General features: G+C 58.4%; 15 protein-coding genes. 10 read left to right on the top strand and 5 right to left on the bottom strand.

Annotation, left to right across the window (positions count from 1 at the left end):
• Positions 1 to 97: 97 nt before the first annotated feature.
• On the bottom strand, positions 98 to 1147 hold the full coding sequence (gene ruvB / locus RBB75_RS08525; RefSeq protein ID WP_353070176.1) for a Holliday junction branch migration DNA helicase RuvB: 1050 nt from the start codon (positions 1145 to 1147) through the stop codon (positions 98 to 100).
• 279 nt (positions 1148 to 1426) lie between these two features.
• On the opposite strand from ruvB, the gene RBB75_RS08520 reads away from it, so the two are divergent.
• Both RBB75_RS08520 and RBB75_RS08515 read left to right on the top strand, forming a co-directional pair.
• Positions 1427 to 2062, top strand: a complete 636-nt coding sequence (locus RBB75_RS08520) for a DUF4142 domain-containing protein (RefSeq protein ID WP_353070175.1) — start codon at positions 1427 to 1429, stop codon at positions 2060 to 2062.
• Positions 2063 to 2339: 277 nt separating this feature from the next.
• Positions 2340 to 3248 (top strand): alpha/beta fold hydrolase, encoded by a 909-nt coding sequence (locus RBB75_RS08515; RefSeq protein ID WP_353070174.1) that lies wholly within the window; start codon positions 2340 to 2342, stop codon positions 3246 to 3248.
• 261 nt (positions 3249 to 3509) lie between these two features.
• Here the strand turns inward: RBB75_RS08515 and RBB75_RS08510 are convergent, their stop codons facing one another.
• A complete protein-coding gene (locus tag RBB75_RS08510) occupies positions 3510 to 3665 on the bottom strand; it encodes a hypothetical protein (RefSeq protein ID WP_353070173.1) in 156 nt (51 codons plus the stop codon).
• A gap of 27 nt (positions 3666 to 3692) precedes the next feature.
• Between RBB75_RS08510 and RBB75_RS08505 the strand changes: the two genes are divergently transcribed.
• Genes RBB75_RS08505 through RBB75_RS08495 form a run of 3 tightly spaced genes read left to right on the top strand, consistent with a single transcriptional unit; the run spans position 3693 to position 4885 of the window.
• Entirely contained in the window at positions 3693 to 4025 is a 333-nt protein-coding gene (locus tag RBB75_RS08505; protein ID WP_353070172.1) for an ArsR/SmtB family transcription factor, read from the top strand.
• The gene (locus tag RBB75_RS08500) at positions 4022 to 4531 is read left to right on the top strand and encodes an SRPBCC family protein (protein ID WP_353070171.1); all 510 of its coding nucleotides are present in this window, start codon (positions 4022 to 4024) and stop codon (positions 4529 to 4531) included. The genes RBB75_RS08505 and RBB75_RS08500 overlap by 4 nt, the downstream gene beginning before the upstream one ends.
• Positions 4532 to 4543: 12 nt before the next feature.
• On the top strand, positions 4544 to 4885 hold the full coding sequence (locus RBB75_RS08495; RefSeq protein ID WP_353070170.1) for a hypothetical protein: 342 nt from the start codon (positions 4544 to 4546) through the stop codon (positions 4883 to 4885).
• A 41-nt stretch (positions 4886 to 4926) separates the two neighbouring features.
• Here the strand turns inward: RBB75_RS08495 and RBB75_RS08490 are convergent, their stop codons facing one another.
• The gene (locus RBB75_RS08490) at positions 4927 to 6291 is read right to left on the bottom strand and encodes a glycoside hydrolase family 27 protein (RefSeq protein WP_353070169.1); all 1365 of its coding nucleotides are present in this window, start codon (positions 6289 to 6291) and stop codon (positions 4927 to 4929) included.
• 177 nt (positions 6292 to 6468) lie between these two features.
• Between RBB75_RS08490 and RBB75_RS08485 the strand changes: the two genes are divergently transcribed.
• Positions 6469 to 8151: a M28 family peptidase gene (locus RBB75_RS08485; RefSeq protein ID WP_353070168.1), complete on the top strand. Its 1683-nt coding sequence runs from the start codon at positions 6469 to 6471 to the stop codon at positions 8149 to 8151.
• Positions 8152 to 8743: 592 nt separating this feature from the next.
• On the top strand, positions 8744 to 9166 hold the full coding sequence (locus RBB75_RS08480) for an OsmC family protein (protein WP_353070167.1): 423 nt from the start codon (positions 8744 to 8746) through the stop codon (positions 9164 to 9166).
• 203 nt (positions 9167 to 9369) lie between these two features.
• On the opposite strand, the gene RBB75_RS08475 is transcribed toward RBB75_RS08480, so the two are convergent.
• Together RBB75_RS08475 and RBB75_RS08470 are read right to left on the bottom strand one after the other, a co-directional pair.
• Entirely contained in the window at positions 9370 to 10317 is a 948-nt protein-coding gene (locus tag RBB75_RS08475; RefSeq protein WP_353070372.1) for a cation diffusion facilitator family transporter, read from the bottom strand.
• A gap of 110 nt (positions 10318 to 10427) precedes the next feature.
• The gene (locus RBB75_RS08470) at positions 10428 to 10967 is read right to left on the bottom strand and encodes a hypothetical protein (protein ID WP_179640386.1); all 540 of its coding nucleotides are present in this window, start codon (positions 10965 to 10967) and stop codon (positions 10428 to 10430) included.
• Between the two features lie 192 nt (positions 10968 to 11159).
• Here RBB75_RS08470 and RBB75_RS08465 point away from each other — a divergent pair, with 192 nt between their 5' ends.
• The 3 genes from RBB75_RS08465 to hslU all read left to right on the top strand — a co-directional run bounded on the left by RBB75_RS08465 (position 11160) and on the right by hslU (position 15199).
• Positions 11160 to 12755 carry a hypothetical protein gene (locus RBB75_RS08465; RefSeq protein WP_353070166.1) on the top strand — a complete coding sequence of 532 codons (1596 nt, stop codon included), beginning with the start codon at positions 11160 to 11162 and terminating at the stop codon, positions 12753 to 12755.
• Positions 12756 to 12853: 98 nt separating this feature from the next.
• The gene (gene hslV / locus RBB75_RS08460) at positions 12854 to 13543 is read left to right on the top strand and encodes an ATP-dependent protease subunit HslV (RefSeq protein WP_306459732.1); all 690 of its coding nucleotides are present in this window, start codon (positions 12854 to 12856) and stop codon (positions 13541 to 13543) included.
• Between the two features lie 63 nt (positions 13544 to 13606).
• Positions 13607 to 15199: an ATP-dependent protease ATPase subunit HslU gene (hslU, locus tag RBB75_RS08455; protein ID WP_179640385.1), complete on the top strand. Its 1593-nt coding sequence runs from the start codon at positions 13607 to 13609 to the stop codon at positions 15197 to 15199.
• The last annotated feature ends 247 nt before the right edge of the window (positions 15200 to 15446 follow it).

The following is a 15446-nucleotide window of genomic DNA, read 5'->3' as shown; positions in this document are numbered from 1 at the left end:
TCCTGCCGGACGGGCCTCCTACGCGGAGGGCGGTCACTTCGTGACTTGTGTACCGGTCTTGGTCGGTTCGGTGCCTACGTCCTCCCGTTGGTCGGGGCTAAAAGAGGCTTAGCTTGCGAGGCATCTCTATACCCAGGTGCTCGTAGGCAAGGCGGGTTGCAACTCGGCCTCTTGGGGTGCGGTCGAGGAAGCCGATCTGGATGAGGAATGGCTCGTAGACCTCTTCGAGCGCGTCCTGCTCTTCAGCTAACGCAGCGGCCAGGGTGTTGAGGCCTACGGGGCCACCGTCGTACTTCTCGATGATGGTGCGGAGGAGGCGGCGGTCGAGTTCGTCGAAGCCGTGGGCGTCTACTTCGAGGAGTGACAAAGCAGCTTGCGCCGTGGGGCGGTCGATGACGCCTTTAGCGCGAACCTGGGCGTAGTCGCGGACGCGGCGCAGCAGGCGGTTGGCTATGCGCGGGGTGCCCCGGGAGCGCATGGCGATTTCGGCCGCGCCATCCTGGTCGATGGGAACGCCGAGGACTTCGGCGGAGCGCTCGACGACGAAGCGGAGCTGGTCGTCGGTGTAGAACTCCAAGCGGAGAAGGATTCCGAAGCGGCTGCGTAGCGGGGAGGAGAGCAGGCCGGGGCGCGTGGTGGCGGCCACGAAGGTGAAGGGGCGAATCTCCATCACGTGGGTGCGAGCGGCGGGGCCCTGGCCGATGATGATGTCGAGCTTGTAGTCCTCCAGCGCGGTGTAGAGCTTTTCTTCAAGGACTGGCTGGAGCCGGTGGATCTCATCGAGGAAGAGGACCTGCTTCTCGCGGAGGTTGGTGAGGATGGCGGTCAGGTCGCCCTGGATCTGGAGGGCAGGGCCTGAGGTTTGCTGGTAGCCGACGCCTAGCTCGTTCGCGATGATGGTGGCTAGAGTCGTTTTGCCGAGGCCGGGAGGGCCGAAGAGGAGGACGTGGTCGAGGGCTTCGCCGCGTGACTTTGCTGCTTCGAGGGCGATGGCTAACTGCTCTTTGGCTTTTTCCTGACCTATAAACTCGGCGAGGCGCGTGGGGCGCAGCTTGAGTTCGAAGGCGTCATCGTCGTCGGCTTTGCCCGCCGAGACGAGACGTTCAGCTTCGGTGGATCGCGCTTGATTGAGGTCTATCTTCGCCATGCCCCTGGGGCGATACTAAGGCGAAGAACGGCGGGAAGCAACTTTATGTGAACCGCGCGCTTTGAATATCGCGCGCCAAGGCTTCTTCAGCCGCGTCGGCCCACCAGTCCTCTTTCGTGTGCCCGCGTGGTTTCTGAACTTACTTTCAGGTTGATCCCACTGAAACGGGTTTTGCCATCTCAGCTGCACCTAATCTCAAGGGGCATCCTACTTTCGAGTAGCACCGCAGGCATTTTCACTTTTCGATACACATCAACGGCAATTTTACCCAGGAGTTTTATGAAAAAAAATGTGACCGCAGTTCAGAACCAGCCGAACCATATGAGTGCTAACCGTCGGAGTTTTCTCAAAGGCGCGACCGCCGCCGGCCTGGGGCTTGCAGGCTTAACGCTCTCATCCGCTCCCAATAGTCTCGCGCAGGATAACCCTACGATTGGCACTGATCCCGGTGCCCACATGATGAACCCCAGTAATGTGAAAGAGTTCGGGATGGCTGTCATTGGTCGCGCAGAACTTTCGCTGGTGACAAGCAAGATCGCGGTCGAGCGCGCATCCAGGGCCGACGCCAAGGAGTTCGCCGGATTTGAACTGACTGAAGCGATCGCCGTGACGACCGTGCTAAAGGAACTCGACACGCCAGTACCAACCATGACCACGAAGGCAAAAGCAACGCTAGAAAAAATTAAGAATGCTCCGACCGGTCCGGAGTTTGACAAGGCTTACATTGCGGCTCAGCTGGAAAACCATATAGAACTCCGGGATTTGACCCAGGCTTATCTTGGGCATCCGGCTCCCCCGAAAAGCGACATGGCAGAAGGCCAGGGACGGCATCTCGGGACACTCTCGCTCGCCGTGTTTAAAGAGCACGTAAAAATAACGCAGAGGATCTCGGAAGAGCTCCAGGCCGGAGCGTAAACACTACGCCGGTACTTCGACGCACATTCTCCGAGCACCGGCAACATGATGGGACTTGTCCATGGCAAGACGCCATACGAGTTTCGTCATGGATGCATAGAGGCAAATCGTGAGTAATGCGCGAGATCCCCATGTGCTGCGGCAAGCGGGTGCCGACAAGGCAGAGTGACGCGGGGATGCAATGCTGAAGTCGCGCAGCATGTCGGCAAAGCCAGGTCGTTCAATTGGGGATCAAAGAAAAACGAAGTAACGTAAGAAATTGCGCATCCAAAGAAGTATGAAGTTTCATACAGTTCGTCGCGGATCAGGTAAACCGCTTTTACTCGTACATGGCATCGGCGGAAGTTGGGCATCGTGGGAGCTTGTCATCGACCGGCTCACAAAGGGCGGCCGTGAGGTCATAGCCGTTGACCTCCCCGGCCATGGCCGAACGCCGCCCCTATCCGGCTCCGTATCCATTGGCACGCTCGCCGATGCAGTCACGGAGTTTTTGAAAGAAGAGGGTCTACTTGGCATAGATGCGGTTGGAAGCTCGATGGGAGCACGCCTTGTTCTTGAGCTTGTCCGGCGCGGTGGTGTACTCGGCGCTGTTGTTTCACTGGATCCGGGAGGTTTCTGGGAAGGTTGGGAGGTTCCCGTCTTTTACTACTCAGTGGCGGCGTCAGTGCAGCTGGTCCGAGCGCTGCAGCCCGTGATGCCCGCCATCACGAGCAGTCCAGTGGGTCGCACCGCACTGTTTGCTCAATTCTCTGCACATCCCTGGTCCCTCCGCTCTGACCTTGCGCTTACGGAGATGCGGTCCTTCGCAGCGTCTCCTTCCTTCGATGAGCTCCTCAAAAACCTGGCACATGGTGAGGTGCAGCGTGGCAGCCCCAAAGGCTCGGTTCTGGCTCCTCTCGTGATCGGTTGGGGCGTAGACGATCACGTATGTCTGCCGCGTCAAGCTGCCCGGGCGAAGTCCAAGTTTCCGGACGCGCAACTCTACTGGTTCCCGAACTGCGGCCACTTCCCCCAGTGGGACAGCCCCGAACTAGCCGCGCGTTTGATACTCGCCGCGACTTCAGGGAATCCATTGCCTCAACCTGAGCGAAGGTACAAATCAATGGCATCTACTCGGGTCAAATGGGCTATAGCAGCCTCGCTAGCAGTCGCAACCGTTTTTTTATTAAGATCCCAAAGGCACTAACGAAGCGTTAGTCCTGTAAAACGCGCTTCTCGGAAGTGACCGGCTCGGCCTCACGTCGAAGGCGAAACCTTTACCCTGGAAACTATCCGCTCCGCCCGTCCTATAAATCATGGCTTACGTCGATGAAAAGAAGGACAGTCAACAGCAACAACAAAGACCGGGATCCTTCACTACGTTCAGGATGACGACCGTAGAGATTGTTTGTTTGCTACGTTGCAGATGACGACCTATAGAGTGTTTGCTGCAAGTGACCTCTGGCAGTTAGTCGTGGAGGGAGTAGACGACTGAGCCGTGTGGGGGTAGGTCGACCTGGAAGGAGTTGAGGAGACCTAGCTCTTTTCCCATGACCTGACTTCCCGCTAACCGATCCTTCCCGTCCTTCCCGGTGAGCGTATTGATGATCTTCGGACTTGACATTCACAGAAAACCCACTACCATTTGGTTGTGGATAGGTTAGATACAACATTTACGGCTCTGTCTGATCCAACCCGACGGGCGATGGTCGAACGACTCTCCCGTGGGCCTGCCTCTGTGCACGGATTGACGGAGCCGTTTGCAGTCTCGCAGCAGATGATTTCAAAACATATTGCCTACCTGGTGCGGGCGCGGATTGTAATCAAGACGAAGCGTGGACGAGAGAGTGTGTGCACGCTCAGGCCAGAGGCGATCAAGACAGTCAGCGACTGGGCGATTAGCTATCGCCGATTCTGGGAAGAGAGTTTCGACAAGCTGGATGTAGTTGTAAATCAAATGAAGAAAGAGGAGGTCAAGAGATGACAGAAAACACGGTTAGCGAAGTTGAGCGGATGGTAGTTACAAGAGTTTTTGATGCCCCACGCGAGTTGGTTTGGAAGGCGTGGACAGACCCGAAGTACGTGATGCAGTGGTGGGGACCGAAGGGCTTTACTGCGCCGGTTTGTCAGATGGATTTTCGCGTTGGAGGAAAATCTCTCCTCTGCATGAAGACACCGGATGGACAGGAGTTCTGGAATGCGGTGGAGTACCACGAGATTGTTCTGCACGAGAAGATCGTTTCTTCCATGTACTTTTCGGACTCGAAGGGAAACAAGGTCGAGCCTGAACAATTAGGAATAGAACATGAGGCTATAGACGGCGCGTACGACGTGACCCTCTTTGAGGATCTCGGCAACGGCCAGACGAAGCTTACCCACATTGGAAATGAACCCATGGAGAGCGCGAAAAATAGCGGTCAACTCGAGGGCTGGAACCAGATACTCGATAAAGTTGCTGCGGTTATTGCGGGCCTAAAGCAGGCGAAGTAGGAAGTTGACGTTTTGACGATCGTCATGCGCGAGATACAGCTGAGGCTGGCGGCGAAGGCCTGGTTAGAACAGGCTTCTCGCCGCTCGCTCAGAATGACAAGCAAAACGAGCAACCGCAACAGTTGGCTGGGAAAGATTGCATTCCCACTCATCGCAAAATGCGCGATGAATGGGGCACCCAGAAAGTGGGGTCAACTCGAGCAAAGACTAAAACAAATGCGAACGCAGATCCCCTTCGGGGATGACAACAAAAGGACAGGCAACGGCAGTTACAACGACTACATCAACCACGATGGCAACGGCAACCGCAACGGCAACCGCAAATACGGGGATCCTTCACTCCGTTCAGGATGACGACCATATCGAGCGTTTGCTACAACTCGGGTTAGGACAAATTAGTCGTGGAGGGAGTAGACGACGGAGCCGTGTGGGGGGAGATCGACCTGGAGGGAGTTCAGCAGGCCTAGCTCTTTTCTCTGCCAGAGGTCGCGGACTTTGTATTGTGCTTTGTCGACATAGCCGTACTGGGCGAAGGTCTTGTCGATGTGCACGGGTGCGTCGCTGAGATTGAAGAGGGCGAGGTAGTGCTTGTCTCCGCGGATGGAGTGGGAGGTCCAGGTGACGAGCGAGCCGTCCTCTGTGTTTCTTTCGCTGTTTGTGGAGTAGCGATCCATATCGAGGACTTCCTGGTTGGTGATCAGCGACTTGAGGGCGTCGTCCATCTGGGTTAGATTTCCGCCGAGGAAGAGAGGCGATCGCGTGATGGCCCAGAGGGTGATCATGGTTCTCTGCTCGTCCTGGGTGAGCCTTGAGTTTCGTGGTTTGCCGTAGCCGGGGTTTGGGCGGAGTTGGCCAATGGGGAGCATATCGGCATCGGGCCAGCTTCCAGGCTTTGCCTGATCGGCCCACTGGGCAAGGATGGGGAGCTGGCCCTTTATGCTTTGCGACCATTCGGCGTCGGGGTCCTTGTCCCAGTGGTCCCAGATGTCATCTGAGATGCGCCACATCTGCGCGTTCTTTGCCACTTCGCCAGCGTGGTCGATCGGTGTGGGCCCGGGCGAGAGGCTGAGGACCATGGGGCGGCCGGAGCGCTCGATGGCTTTGTGGATCATGCGAATCTCTGCGCTCTTGTAGGGGTGTGCGATGCAGTCGACCTTGAGGAAGTCGACGCCCCAGGAGGCGTACTGCTTTATCAGGGCGTCGTACCAAGCTTGTCCGGCGAGGTTGGCTTTGACGCCGAAGTTGTCCGGGTTCCAGGAGCAGGTGTCGGTGGTGTCCGCGGCAATGGCGGCGCGGTATCGGGTGGAGCCGATGTGGGTGTTGGCGAAGACGGTCTTTTTTGGGATGCCCCGGAGGATGTGGATTCCGAATCTGAGGCCGTCGTCGTGGACGGCGTCGCTGAGTGGTTTGAAGCCGCTGCCGGTCGCGGACGAGGGGAAGCGGTTGGGCGCGGGCTCGTACTGTCCGCGGAGGTTGATGGTGTAGCGCAGAGCCTGCGGCATGGAGATGTTCTCGGGGTTCTGGAGGTACCAGCCTTCGTCGATGACGACGTACTGCCAGCCGAACTCCTTCAACTGAGCGGCGAGAACGACCATGTTGGCGCGGAACTGAGACTCGTTGATGGTAGCGCCGTAGGCGTCCCAGCTGTTCCATCCCATGGGCGGTGTGGGGGCCAGCGTCTTGTCCTGGGCAGTTGCCGGGATTGCGAGGAGAATCGTCAGAGCTGCGCTAAAACGCTTCATCACCATGCGAATAAACATATCAAAAGGCCGCTACGCGCAAACAATATCTAGAAACCCGCTGCGCGCGGGGCGGTCACTTCGTGACTTGTATACCCCTTCGGTTGGCGCTCCCGTTGGTCGCGAAGAGATATCCCTGCCGGCCATCGATTAGACTCGTGGTATCCGAAGAATGCCGTCGTGCAGGAGCCTGCCTTGATGAAGATTCGTTCTGCCTCAGTTGTGGTTGCCGCTTTTCTCTCACTTTCCACCGCCTTGATCGCACAGTCGATTCCGCCAGCGGTGAAGGCGGCGGAGGCCTCGATTGACGGTGAGAAGATTCGCGCGCAGGTGCGCTTTCTGTCGGACGACCTGCTGGAGGGACGCGGACCAGGACTGCGCGGGAGCGAGATTGCGGCGAAGTATATTGCCACGCAGTTTGCACTGTATGGGCTGAAGCCGGGTGGGGATAACGGAACTTTTCTACAGCAGATTAATTTTGTGGGGATGAAGGTGATTCCGGAGAAGACGACGATGTCGTTGATTCCGAAGAAGCCTGCGGGGATGTCGATTGATCTGCATTCGATCGATCTGACGTATGCGGAAGACTATACGGTGAGCAACCGAAAGCTGACGCCTAGCGTGGATATCGATGCGCCGATTGTGTTTGTGGGCTATGGTGCGATTGCACCGGAGTTTCAGTGGGACGACTACGCTGGCGTGGATGTGAAGGGGAAGGTGATTCTGTGCATCGTGGGCGATCCACCTTCGACCGATCCGAACTTCTTTGGCGGTGATGCGCTGACCTACTATGGGCGCTGGACGTACAAGTTTGAAGAGGCGGCGCGAAGGGGCGCGGTGGGCGCGCTGATTATTCATCGCACGGACTTGGCGAGCTATGGCTGGGATGTGGTGAAGAACTCAAATACCAGCGAAAAGACATATCTGCGGGATGATAAGAATCCGCAGCTCGAGGCGGCGAGTTGGATTCAGCTTGATGTGGCGAAGAAGATCTTTGCTGCGAGTGGGCTGGATGCGGATGCGGAGATTGTTGCGGCGGGCAAGCGTGGGTTCAAGGCGGTGGAGCTTCCGGTGCGGTTGCAGGCGCATGTTGAGAGCACGGTGCGGCCGTTCCAGTCGCCGAATGTGGTGGGGATTTTGCCGGGTGCGAATGCTGGCGGCAAGGATCAGGCGGTGATGTATACGGCTCACTACGATCACCTGGGGTTTGTGGCGGGGATGGCTGGTGACAATATCTATAACGGCGCGGCGGATAATGGCACGGGCTGCGGGATGCTGCTGGAGATGGCGCGGGCGTGGGCGGAGTCGGGGGTGAAGCTGCCGCACTCGATCGTCTTTGCTTCGGTGACGGCGGAGGAGCAGGGGCTGCTGGGGTCGGAGTATCTGGGGCAGCATCCGCCGATTCCGGCGGGGCAGATTGAGCTGGATATCAATTACGACATGATTCTGCCGATTGGGGTGCCGCTGGAGACAAATGTGAATGGGGCGCAGAGGACGACGTTTTATCCGACGGTGGAGGCTACGGCGAAGAGGTTCAATCTTGCAATTGTGCCGGACCCGAAGCCTTCGGCGGGGAGCTACTACCGCTCGGACCACTTCAGCCTGTCCAGAGTTGGGATTCCGGCGTTCTCGATTGAGACGGGGAATCTTTATGAAGGGCATGATGCGGCCTGGGGTCATAAGCAACATGAGGAGTTCACGGAGCACGACTATCACAACTTCAGCGACAACTTCCACGAGGACTGGGACTTCAGCGGGAACGCGAAGCTCGACCGGTTTGGGATGGAGTTGGGGTGGGAGGCTTTGAGCGCGCCGGCGATGATTCAGTGGAAGGCGAAGGATGAGTTCGAGGCGGCGCGGAAGGCTAGCCAGGGGAGGTAGATCGCGCGAAGGTACGGCCTGAGAATCTGTCCAGAAACTGTCCTGCCGGACGGACCCGCTGCGCTTGCCACCCGATTCGGGCGGTCACTTCGTGACTTGTATACCCCTTCGGTTGGCGCTCCCGTTGGTCGCGAACAAAGATAATTCCGACCAACGGGAGGACCACGCGAAGCTCTAAAAAGGCGTGTGAACGCCCGCCCGAACCGGGGTCCCCGCAAACAGGTCTTCGTTCGTGGGGTGGCCTAGCGCAGTGGGTCCGTCCGGCAGGACAGTTTCTGAGAGGGCTCTGCGGGGCTCAGTCTGCGAGTTAGTAGAAGTCGGCGCAGCTTAGAAAGTAGCCGCAGGTTCGGCAGATAAGCTTGCAGCGGCTGTCTTCAAGGCGCGAGGAGCAGGTGGGGCAGAAACGGGAGTGGTGCTCGGTGGAGATGGGGCATGACGCGAGGGGCTGGTCTGCGGATGCTTCGACGGCTGGGATCGGCGGCATTTCAAGATGCTATCGCGGATGGGATTTTTTCAAGGTCCTTTGGCGCAAGCGGCGCATCGAAGAAGGTACTGTTGACAGGTAACAGTTGAAAACAAAAGGAGAACTACGATGGATCGCACTGGCAGCGCAGTATGGCATGGCAAGATTATGGACGGCACCGGCACCATCTCCACACAGAGCGGCACGTTGAAGGATACGCAGTACAGCTTCAAGACTCGTTTTGCCGATGGTGTGGGGACAAACCCCGAGGAGTTGATTGCGGCGGCACATGCGGGCTGCTTCACGATGGCTCTGAGCGGCCAGCTTACTGAGGCGGGCTTTACTCCCGACACCATTGAGACGACCGCGACGCTGACGCTCGATGTTCACGGCGCGCCTACGATCACCAAGATTCACCTGACCACTAAGGGGAAGATTCCTGGCATTGATAAGGCAAAGTTCGATGAGCTGGTACACAATGCCGAGGTCGGCTGCCCGGTGTCGAAGGTGTTGAAGGCTGCGACGATCACCGTCGACGCTACGCTGGTTTAGAGGATAAGTGTCCTGCCGGACGGGCCTCCTACGCGGAGGGCGCCCACTTCGTGGGGCGTATACCTTTTCTTGGCGGGTTATCGGCTTGGCTCCTCCGTTGGTCGGAATAATCTTCCCTCCGACCAACGGGAGGACCAGCCGAAGGGGTATACAAGTCACGAAGTGACCGCCGCCCGCGCAGGGCGCCCGTCCGGCAGGACTAATCAGTGAGCGTGACCGTGATGATCGTGGCTGTGGGCGCCGATTGCCTCGAGCTCTGGCGGGGCGGCGCAGCCATGGGTGGTCTCGCAGCCGGTGATCTCAAACTGAATCGTGGTGTGGGTGATGTGAAAGCGGTCGCGTAGAGCGCACTTGATGTCTGCGAGGATGCCGCTGCACTCAGACATGGGCATCTCAGCGATGGTGACGTGGCTGGCAAGCGCGTGGGACTGGGAGCCGAGGCTCCAGACATGAAGGTCGTGGACGTTGAGGACGCCGCCGACCGAGGCCATCGCCTGACGAATCTCGCCGAGCTCAAGATTGCGTGGCGTGCCTTCGAGCAGAATGTTCAGCGTCTCACGAATGATTCCGACGGAGCTGTAGAGGATCATGCCGGCGATGAGGATGGAGAGCACCGGATCGATCCACGACAGGTGGGTGAAGAAGATGGCTGCGCCGCCTGCAATGACCGCGGCGGTGGAGAGCGTGTCGCCGAGCATGTGCAGGAAGACACTGCGGATATTGACGTCGCCGGAGAACTTCCAGAGCAGGGTTGCGATGGTGCCGTTCATTAGCACACCGGCGGCCGCGACGTACATCATCAGCTTGGGCTGCACGTCGACGGGTGCGCTGAAACGGTGGACTGCGGCAAAGGCGATCCATAACGAGAGCACGACGAGGGTTGCGGCGTTGACGAACGCGGCGAGGACACCGGCACGCTGGTATCCGAAGGTCTTCTGATCGGTTGCGGGACGTGCCTGAAAATAAACGGCTACGAAGGAGAGCACAATGGCGAGCAGGTCGCTGACGTTGTGTCCTGCCTCTGAGATGAGGGCCAGGGAGTGTGCCCGTAGACCGAAGAAGAAGGTCGCACCAACATAGGCCAGGGTGAGCACCATGGACAGCTGCAAGACTCGCTGCATCTTGCTGTTCGGAGTGGCGACCATGTGCATGACGTTAAGTGTAGTCTGCGCAGGGATTCGGTTCAATCGGGATAACTGCCGGTTGAAAGACCAGGGAGGAGTTAAAGGCGATCTGAAACTGAAGCCGGCAGGCCTCGCGGCTAGATAGGTTCGCCGAGTTCCTCTTCGTCCGAGGTGGGATAGGGTACGGGTGTGCGTGTTCCCAGCCGTAGGCCGCTCCAGGTCTCCGCCACAATGATGCTATTGGCGGGATTTTGCGGAGCGTAGCGAACCTGAATGGGAAGATCGGTGCGAACGCCATAAACCAGCTCTGGAAGCATGGTGACGTCCTGGGCGCACTCGTAGGTCACGCCGGCGATGCGGTAGACGTAGACGATCATCTCTGGCGTTAGAGGGCCCTGGCGGGCTGGTTCCGGGTCGTCTGCGAGATCGAGGGCAGGTTTGCGAACCTCCGCGACCATGGTGTCCATGATGGTTCCGTCGGTGATGCGGCCGACTCGCGCCAAGGTCTCGCGACGCTCGCGCTCGACCTCTTCGGCAGTGGGTTTTTTGCGCGTGAGGACGTAGCTGACGACGCCGATTGCTGCCGCTGTCGTTGCTCCCATGGCGATGAGGACTCGCGGCGAACGGAGGACGTACGGCAGGTGGGTTGGAATCAGCGCAAACACAGTCTCTGCCAAAAAGCATAGTCCATGACGAGGGGATCGGGAGGGGGAAGGTGCTGTGTCAGTAACGTTCTTTTGGGGGATTGCGGCGAAGGTCAGGTGCTTCAAAAGAAATTTAAATAGAGGGTTTCTTATTCTTATCCGCTGAGAGTAGAATTCCGGCGAAGTTCAAACTAAATGACGTGGATGCTCCCGGGAGTGACGAATATGAATGGAACGAAATGGTTTAGATCTCTGCTGGGGCTTGCGTTGATCGCACCTGCATGGCCGCTGACTCTCCTCGCTCAAGCTCCTGTTGCGATTACCCCTGCGAAGATGCCGAAGGTCGGTACGGTAGAAGAGCGCTTTCAATCGTTCAACATCGAGATGGTTGAGGTGACTGGCGGACGTTTCTGGGCTCCTTACAAGAAACAAGGCAGCGCCGAGCAGGATGTGCCGGCCAGCGCGAAGAACTCGGCTCCTGCGGGGATGGATCCTTCCGCGTTTCGGTACCGTGAGCCGATCAACCTGGCGAACCCGCGGTTGCGCAAGCTTGCGGCGGGACTGGCGCCTTCGTATGTAAGGGTTAGCGGAACCTGGGAGAACACGACCTACTTCCATGATTCGGACGAGCCGGTACCGGCGACTCCGCCAATAGGTTTCAACGCCGTGCTGACGCGGCCGGAGTGGAAGGGCGTCATCGATTTTTCGAAGGCTGTGGATGCGAAGATTGTGACGTCTTTCGCGATAAGCCCAGGGGTGCGCGATGCCGAGGGCGTCTGGACTCCGGTGGAGGCAAAGAAGGTGCTCTCATACACGAAGGCGGCCGGGGGCAGTATTGCGGCGGCGGAGATGTTCAACGAGCCGACCTTTGCCGGGATGGGGGGCGCGCCGAAGGGCTATGATGCCGCGGCGTATGGAAGAGACTTCAAGGTGTTTCGCGGATTTGCGAAGGAAGCTGCGCCCGAGATGGTGATTCTCGGCCCCGGGTCGGTTGGGGAGATAGGGCTTGCGGTTGGACTGCCGCCGAATTCGATGATCAAGACCGAGGACATGATGGCTGCGTCCGGACCTGGTGTGGATGCATTTTCGTATCACTTTTACGGGGGCGTCTCGCAGCGATGCAAGATGATGGGCGCGGCGATGCAGACGACATCGGAGGCGGCGCTGACGGATGATTGGCTGTCGCGGACGAATCGGGATGAGGATTTCTATGCGAAGCTACGCGATCGATTTGCGCCGGGTAAACCGCTTTGGCTGACCGAGACAGGCGAGACGGCGTGTGGCGGCAATCCGTGGGCTTCGGACTTTATCGACAGCTTCCGTTACCTGAATCAACTTGGAACTTTGGCGAAGCGGGGTGTGCAGGTGGTGATGCACAACACACTGGCAGCGAGCGATTACGCGCTGGTGGATGAGGCTACGCTGATTCCCCGCCCGAACTACTGGTCTGCTTTGTTATGGCGGAAGCTGATGGGGACGACGGTGCTCGATGCTGATGCTTCGCCTTCGCCGAATCTGCATATGTACGCGCACTGCCTGCGGAATCAAGCGGGAGGTGTGGCGTTGCTGGCGATCAACGCCGATCGTACGACGGCTCAGGAACTCAAGGTGCCAGCGAAGTCGAAGCGCTACACGTTGACGGCGAAGGACCTGATGGACAACAAAGTGGAGCTGAATGGCGTGGAGTTGCAGGTTAACTCCGAAGGGGATCTTCCTTCGCTCGAAGGAGAGGCGCAGGCTGCCGGGGTGGTTCGTCTTGCTCCGGCAAGCATTACTTTTCTGGCGTTTCCGAATGCGGAGAACGCGAGCTGCCGCAGATGAACGCTTGTGCTTGGGAATCGCCCCTCTACCTGGATTGACGGATGGGCGATGCGCGGGCGTAGAGGAATGGAGGATTGACGATATACTGAAGGTTGCCCATGAAGCCGCCTTCGTCCTCTATTTCCAAGTTGTCCGCTCCCGCTAAAAACTCCACTCTTCCGCTTCGCATCGCCGAGCCGCTTGGCGTTCCCCACCCGCTTGGCATCGCCCACCCACTGGATTTGGGCGACGGGCGGCGGATTCGCTCCACTACCGTTATCTGTGTGCGTCGCGGCGACTCCGTGGTGATGGCTGCCGATGGGCAGGTGTCGCTTGGCTCGACGATTATGAAGGGGTCGGCGAAGAAGATCCGGCGTCTGTACCAGGACAAGGTTCTGGCGGGATTTGCGGGATCGACTGCGGATGCGTTCTCGCTGTTTGCGCGGTTTGAGACGAAGCTGGAGCAGTATGCGGGCAACCTGGGGCGGGCAGCGGTGGAGCTGGCCAAGGACTGGCGCACGGACAAGATGTTGCGGCAGCTTGAAGCGCTGTTGATTGTGGCCGATTCGAAACATACGTTTCTGCTGTCGGGCACCGGCGATGTGATCGATCCGGATGAAGGGATCGCGACGATTGGCAGCGGAGGCAGCTTTGCCCTGGCCAGCGCGCGGGCTTTGATGGAGAACACCGATTTAAGCGCCCGAGAGATTGCCGTGAAGAGTCTAAAGATTGCCGGACAGATCTGCATCTATACCAATGACCAGGTGACGGTGGAAGAGCTGAAGTCCGAGACGGCAGAGAACCAGTAGGCTCGACAGTTCGTAGAGGTTCAAAGATTCGTCGCTGCGACATGCGACAAGGAGTACAGCACGATGGCAATTTTTTTACCTGGAACTGCTGAAGATCAGGCGCTTGCACTGGACGAGATGACGCCGCGTGAGATCGTCACGGAGCTCGATAAGTACGTGGTGGGACAGCATGCGGCCAAGCGGGCGGTGGCGATTGCGCTGCGTAATCGCATGCGCCGGCAGAAGCTTCCGCCAGAGCTGGCTGATGAGATCATGCCGAAGAACATCATCATGATCGGGCCAACGGGCGTGGGAAAGACGGAGATTGCGCGAAGGCTGGCCAAGCTGACGAACTCGCCGTTTCTGAAGGTGGAGGCCTCGAAGTTTACCGAGGTCGGGTATGTTGGGCGCGATGTGGAGTCGATTGTGCGCGACCTGGTGGAGATCGCGATCGACATGGTTCGCGAAGAGAAGATGGAAGAGGTGGAGGACAAGGCGGAGCTTGCGGCGGAGGATCGTCTGATCGATCTGCTGCTGCCTCCGACGCCAACGGCCGCTCCTGCTGCAACTGCCGCTGCGGCGACGCACGAGCCTGGGAGCAATGTGATTCAGCTGCCTGTGGCGGGGGCAGTGGATGACTCCGAGGAGAAGCCGGGGGACCGTGAGCATCGGACGAGAGAGAAGCTGCGGCAACAGTTTCGCGAGGGCAAGCTGGATGAGCGCACAGTGGAACTGGATGTGCGCGACCGTAACCAGCCTAGCTTTGAGGTGATCTCAAATCAGGGTTCTGAGGAGATGGATATCAATCTGAAGGACATGCTGCCGGGGCTGTTTGGACAGCGCACGAAGAAGCGCAAGATGAAGGTGGCAGAGGCCTTCGACTACCTGGTGCAGGAGGAGGAGAGCAGGCTGATCGATATGGATCAGGTGAATCGGCTTGCGGTGGAGCGGGTTGAGGATTCGGGGATTGTGTTTCTGGATGAGATCGACAAGATTGCCGGGCGCGAGGGTGGGCACGGGCCGGATGTCTCGCGCGAGGGCGTACAGCGCGATATTCTGCCGATCGTGGAAGGGACTACGGTTAGCACGAAGTATGGGATGGTTTCGACCGATCACATCCTGTTTATTGCTGCAGGGGCATTTCATGTGTCGAAGCCTAGCGATCTGATTCCGGAGTTGCAGGGACGTTTTCCGATTCGCGTGGAGTTGAACTCGTTGACGGTGAACGACTTTATTCGCATTCTTACGGAGCCGAAGTCGTCGCTGGTGAAGCAGTCTACAGCGCTTCTGGAGACGGAGGGGTTGAAGCTGGAGTTTACCAAGGAGGCGATTGCGGAGATGGCGCAGTTTGCCTTCAGGGTGAACGAAACTACGGAAAACATTGGGGCTCGGAGACTGCATACGATTCTGGAACGCGTGCTCGATGAGATCAGCTTCCAGGCTCCGGATCTGTTCAAGAGCCCGCGGGCGGAGATTACGGAGGAGGGCGTTGTGGGCGAAGTGCCTGTCTCTGCTTCGCTTACGTCGGAGCCGCAGATGCCATCGCCGCCGCTGCCGGTGATCGAGCGGCAGACCGCAACGGGCGTGGAGAAGGTGATCGTGGTTGATCCGGAGTATGTGCGGCAGCAGGTGGCTTCGATTGTGAAGGATCAAGATCTTTCGCGTTATATTTTGTAGAAACTGTCCTGCCGGACGGGCCGCCTACGCGGCGTGCGGTCACTTCGTGACTTGTATACCCCTTCGGTTGGCGCTCCCGTTGGTCGCGAAGGGTGTTGATTCCGACCAGCGGAAGGACCGGGCGAAGCTTTAAAATGGCGTGCAAACGCCCGCCGCCAGCGCAGGGCGCCCGTCCGGCAGGACGCTTCGTAAAGAGACATAACTTTTACAACTGCCTTTGAAGGCTGTTTTCGGTGTCGAAAGATTC

The organism is Tunturibacter empetritectus, assembly GCF_040358985.1.
GTDB classification, from domain to species: Bacteria; Acidobacteriota; Terriglobia; order Terriglobales; family Acidobacteriaceae; genus Edaphobacter; species Edaphobacter empetritectus.
Note: the sequence above shows the minus strand (reverse complement) of the source record. Positions and strands in the feature narration are given on the sequence as shown.

Bases quoted from the DNA above. Each gene is read 5' to 3' on its own strand.
- RBB75_RS08490 (WP_353070169.1), bottom strand. From the start codon at position 6,291: ATGTTTATTCGCATGGTGATGAAGCGTTTTAGCGCAGCTCTGACGATT.
- RBB75_RS08515 (WP_353070174.1), top strand. From the start codon at position 2,340: ATGAAGTTTCATACAGTTCGTCGCGGATCAGGTAAACCGCTTTTACTC.
- RBB75_RS08500 (WP_353070171.1), top strand. From the start codon at position 4,022: ATGACAGAAAACACGGTTAGCGAAGTTGAGCGGATGGTAGTTACAAGA.
- RBB75_RS08485 (WP_353070168.1), top strand. From the start codon at position 6,469: ATGAAGATTCGTTCTGCCTCAGTTGTGGTTGCCGCTTTTCTCTCACTT.
- RBB75_RS08510 (WP_353070173.1), bottom strand. From the start codon at position 3,665: ATGTCAAGTCCGAAGATCATCAATACGCTCACCGGGAAGGACGGGAAG.
- hslV (WP_306459732.1), top strand. From the start codon at position 12,854: ATGAAGCCGCCTTCGTCCTCTATTTCCAAGTTGTCCGCTCCCGCTAAA.
- hslU (WP_179640385.1), top strand. From the start codon at position 13,607: ATGGCAATTTTTTTACCTGGAACTGCTGAAGATCAGGCGCTTGCACTG.
- RBB75_RS08520 (WP_353070175.1), top strand. From the start codon at position 1,427: ATGAAAAAAAATGTGACCGCAGTTCAGAACCAGCCGAACCATATGAGT.
- RBB75_RS08465 (WP_353070166.1), top strand. From the start codon at position 11,160: ATGAATGGAACGAAATGGTTTAGATCTCTGCTGGGGCTTGCGTTGATC.
- RBB75_RS08480 (WP_353070167.1), top strand. From the start codon at position 8,744: ATGGATCGCACTGGCAGCGCAGTATGGCATGGCAAGATTATGGACGGC.
- ruvB (WP_353070176.1), bottom strand. From the start codon at position 1,147: ATGGCGAAGATAGACCTCAATCAAGCGCGATCCACCGAAGCTGAACGT.
- RBB75_RS08475 (WP_353070372.1), bottom strand. From the start codon at position 10,317: ATGCACATGGTCGCCACTCCGAACAGCAAGATGCAGCGAGTCTTGCAG.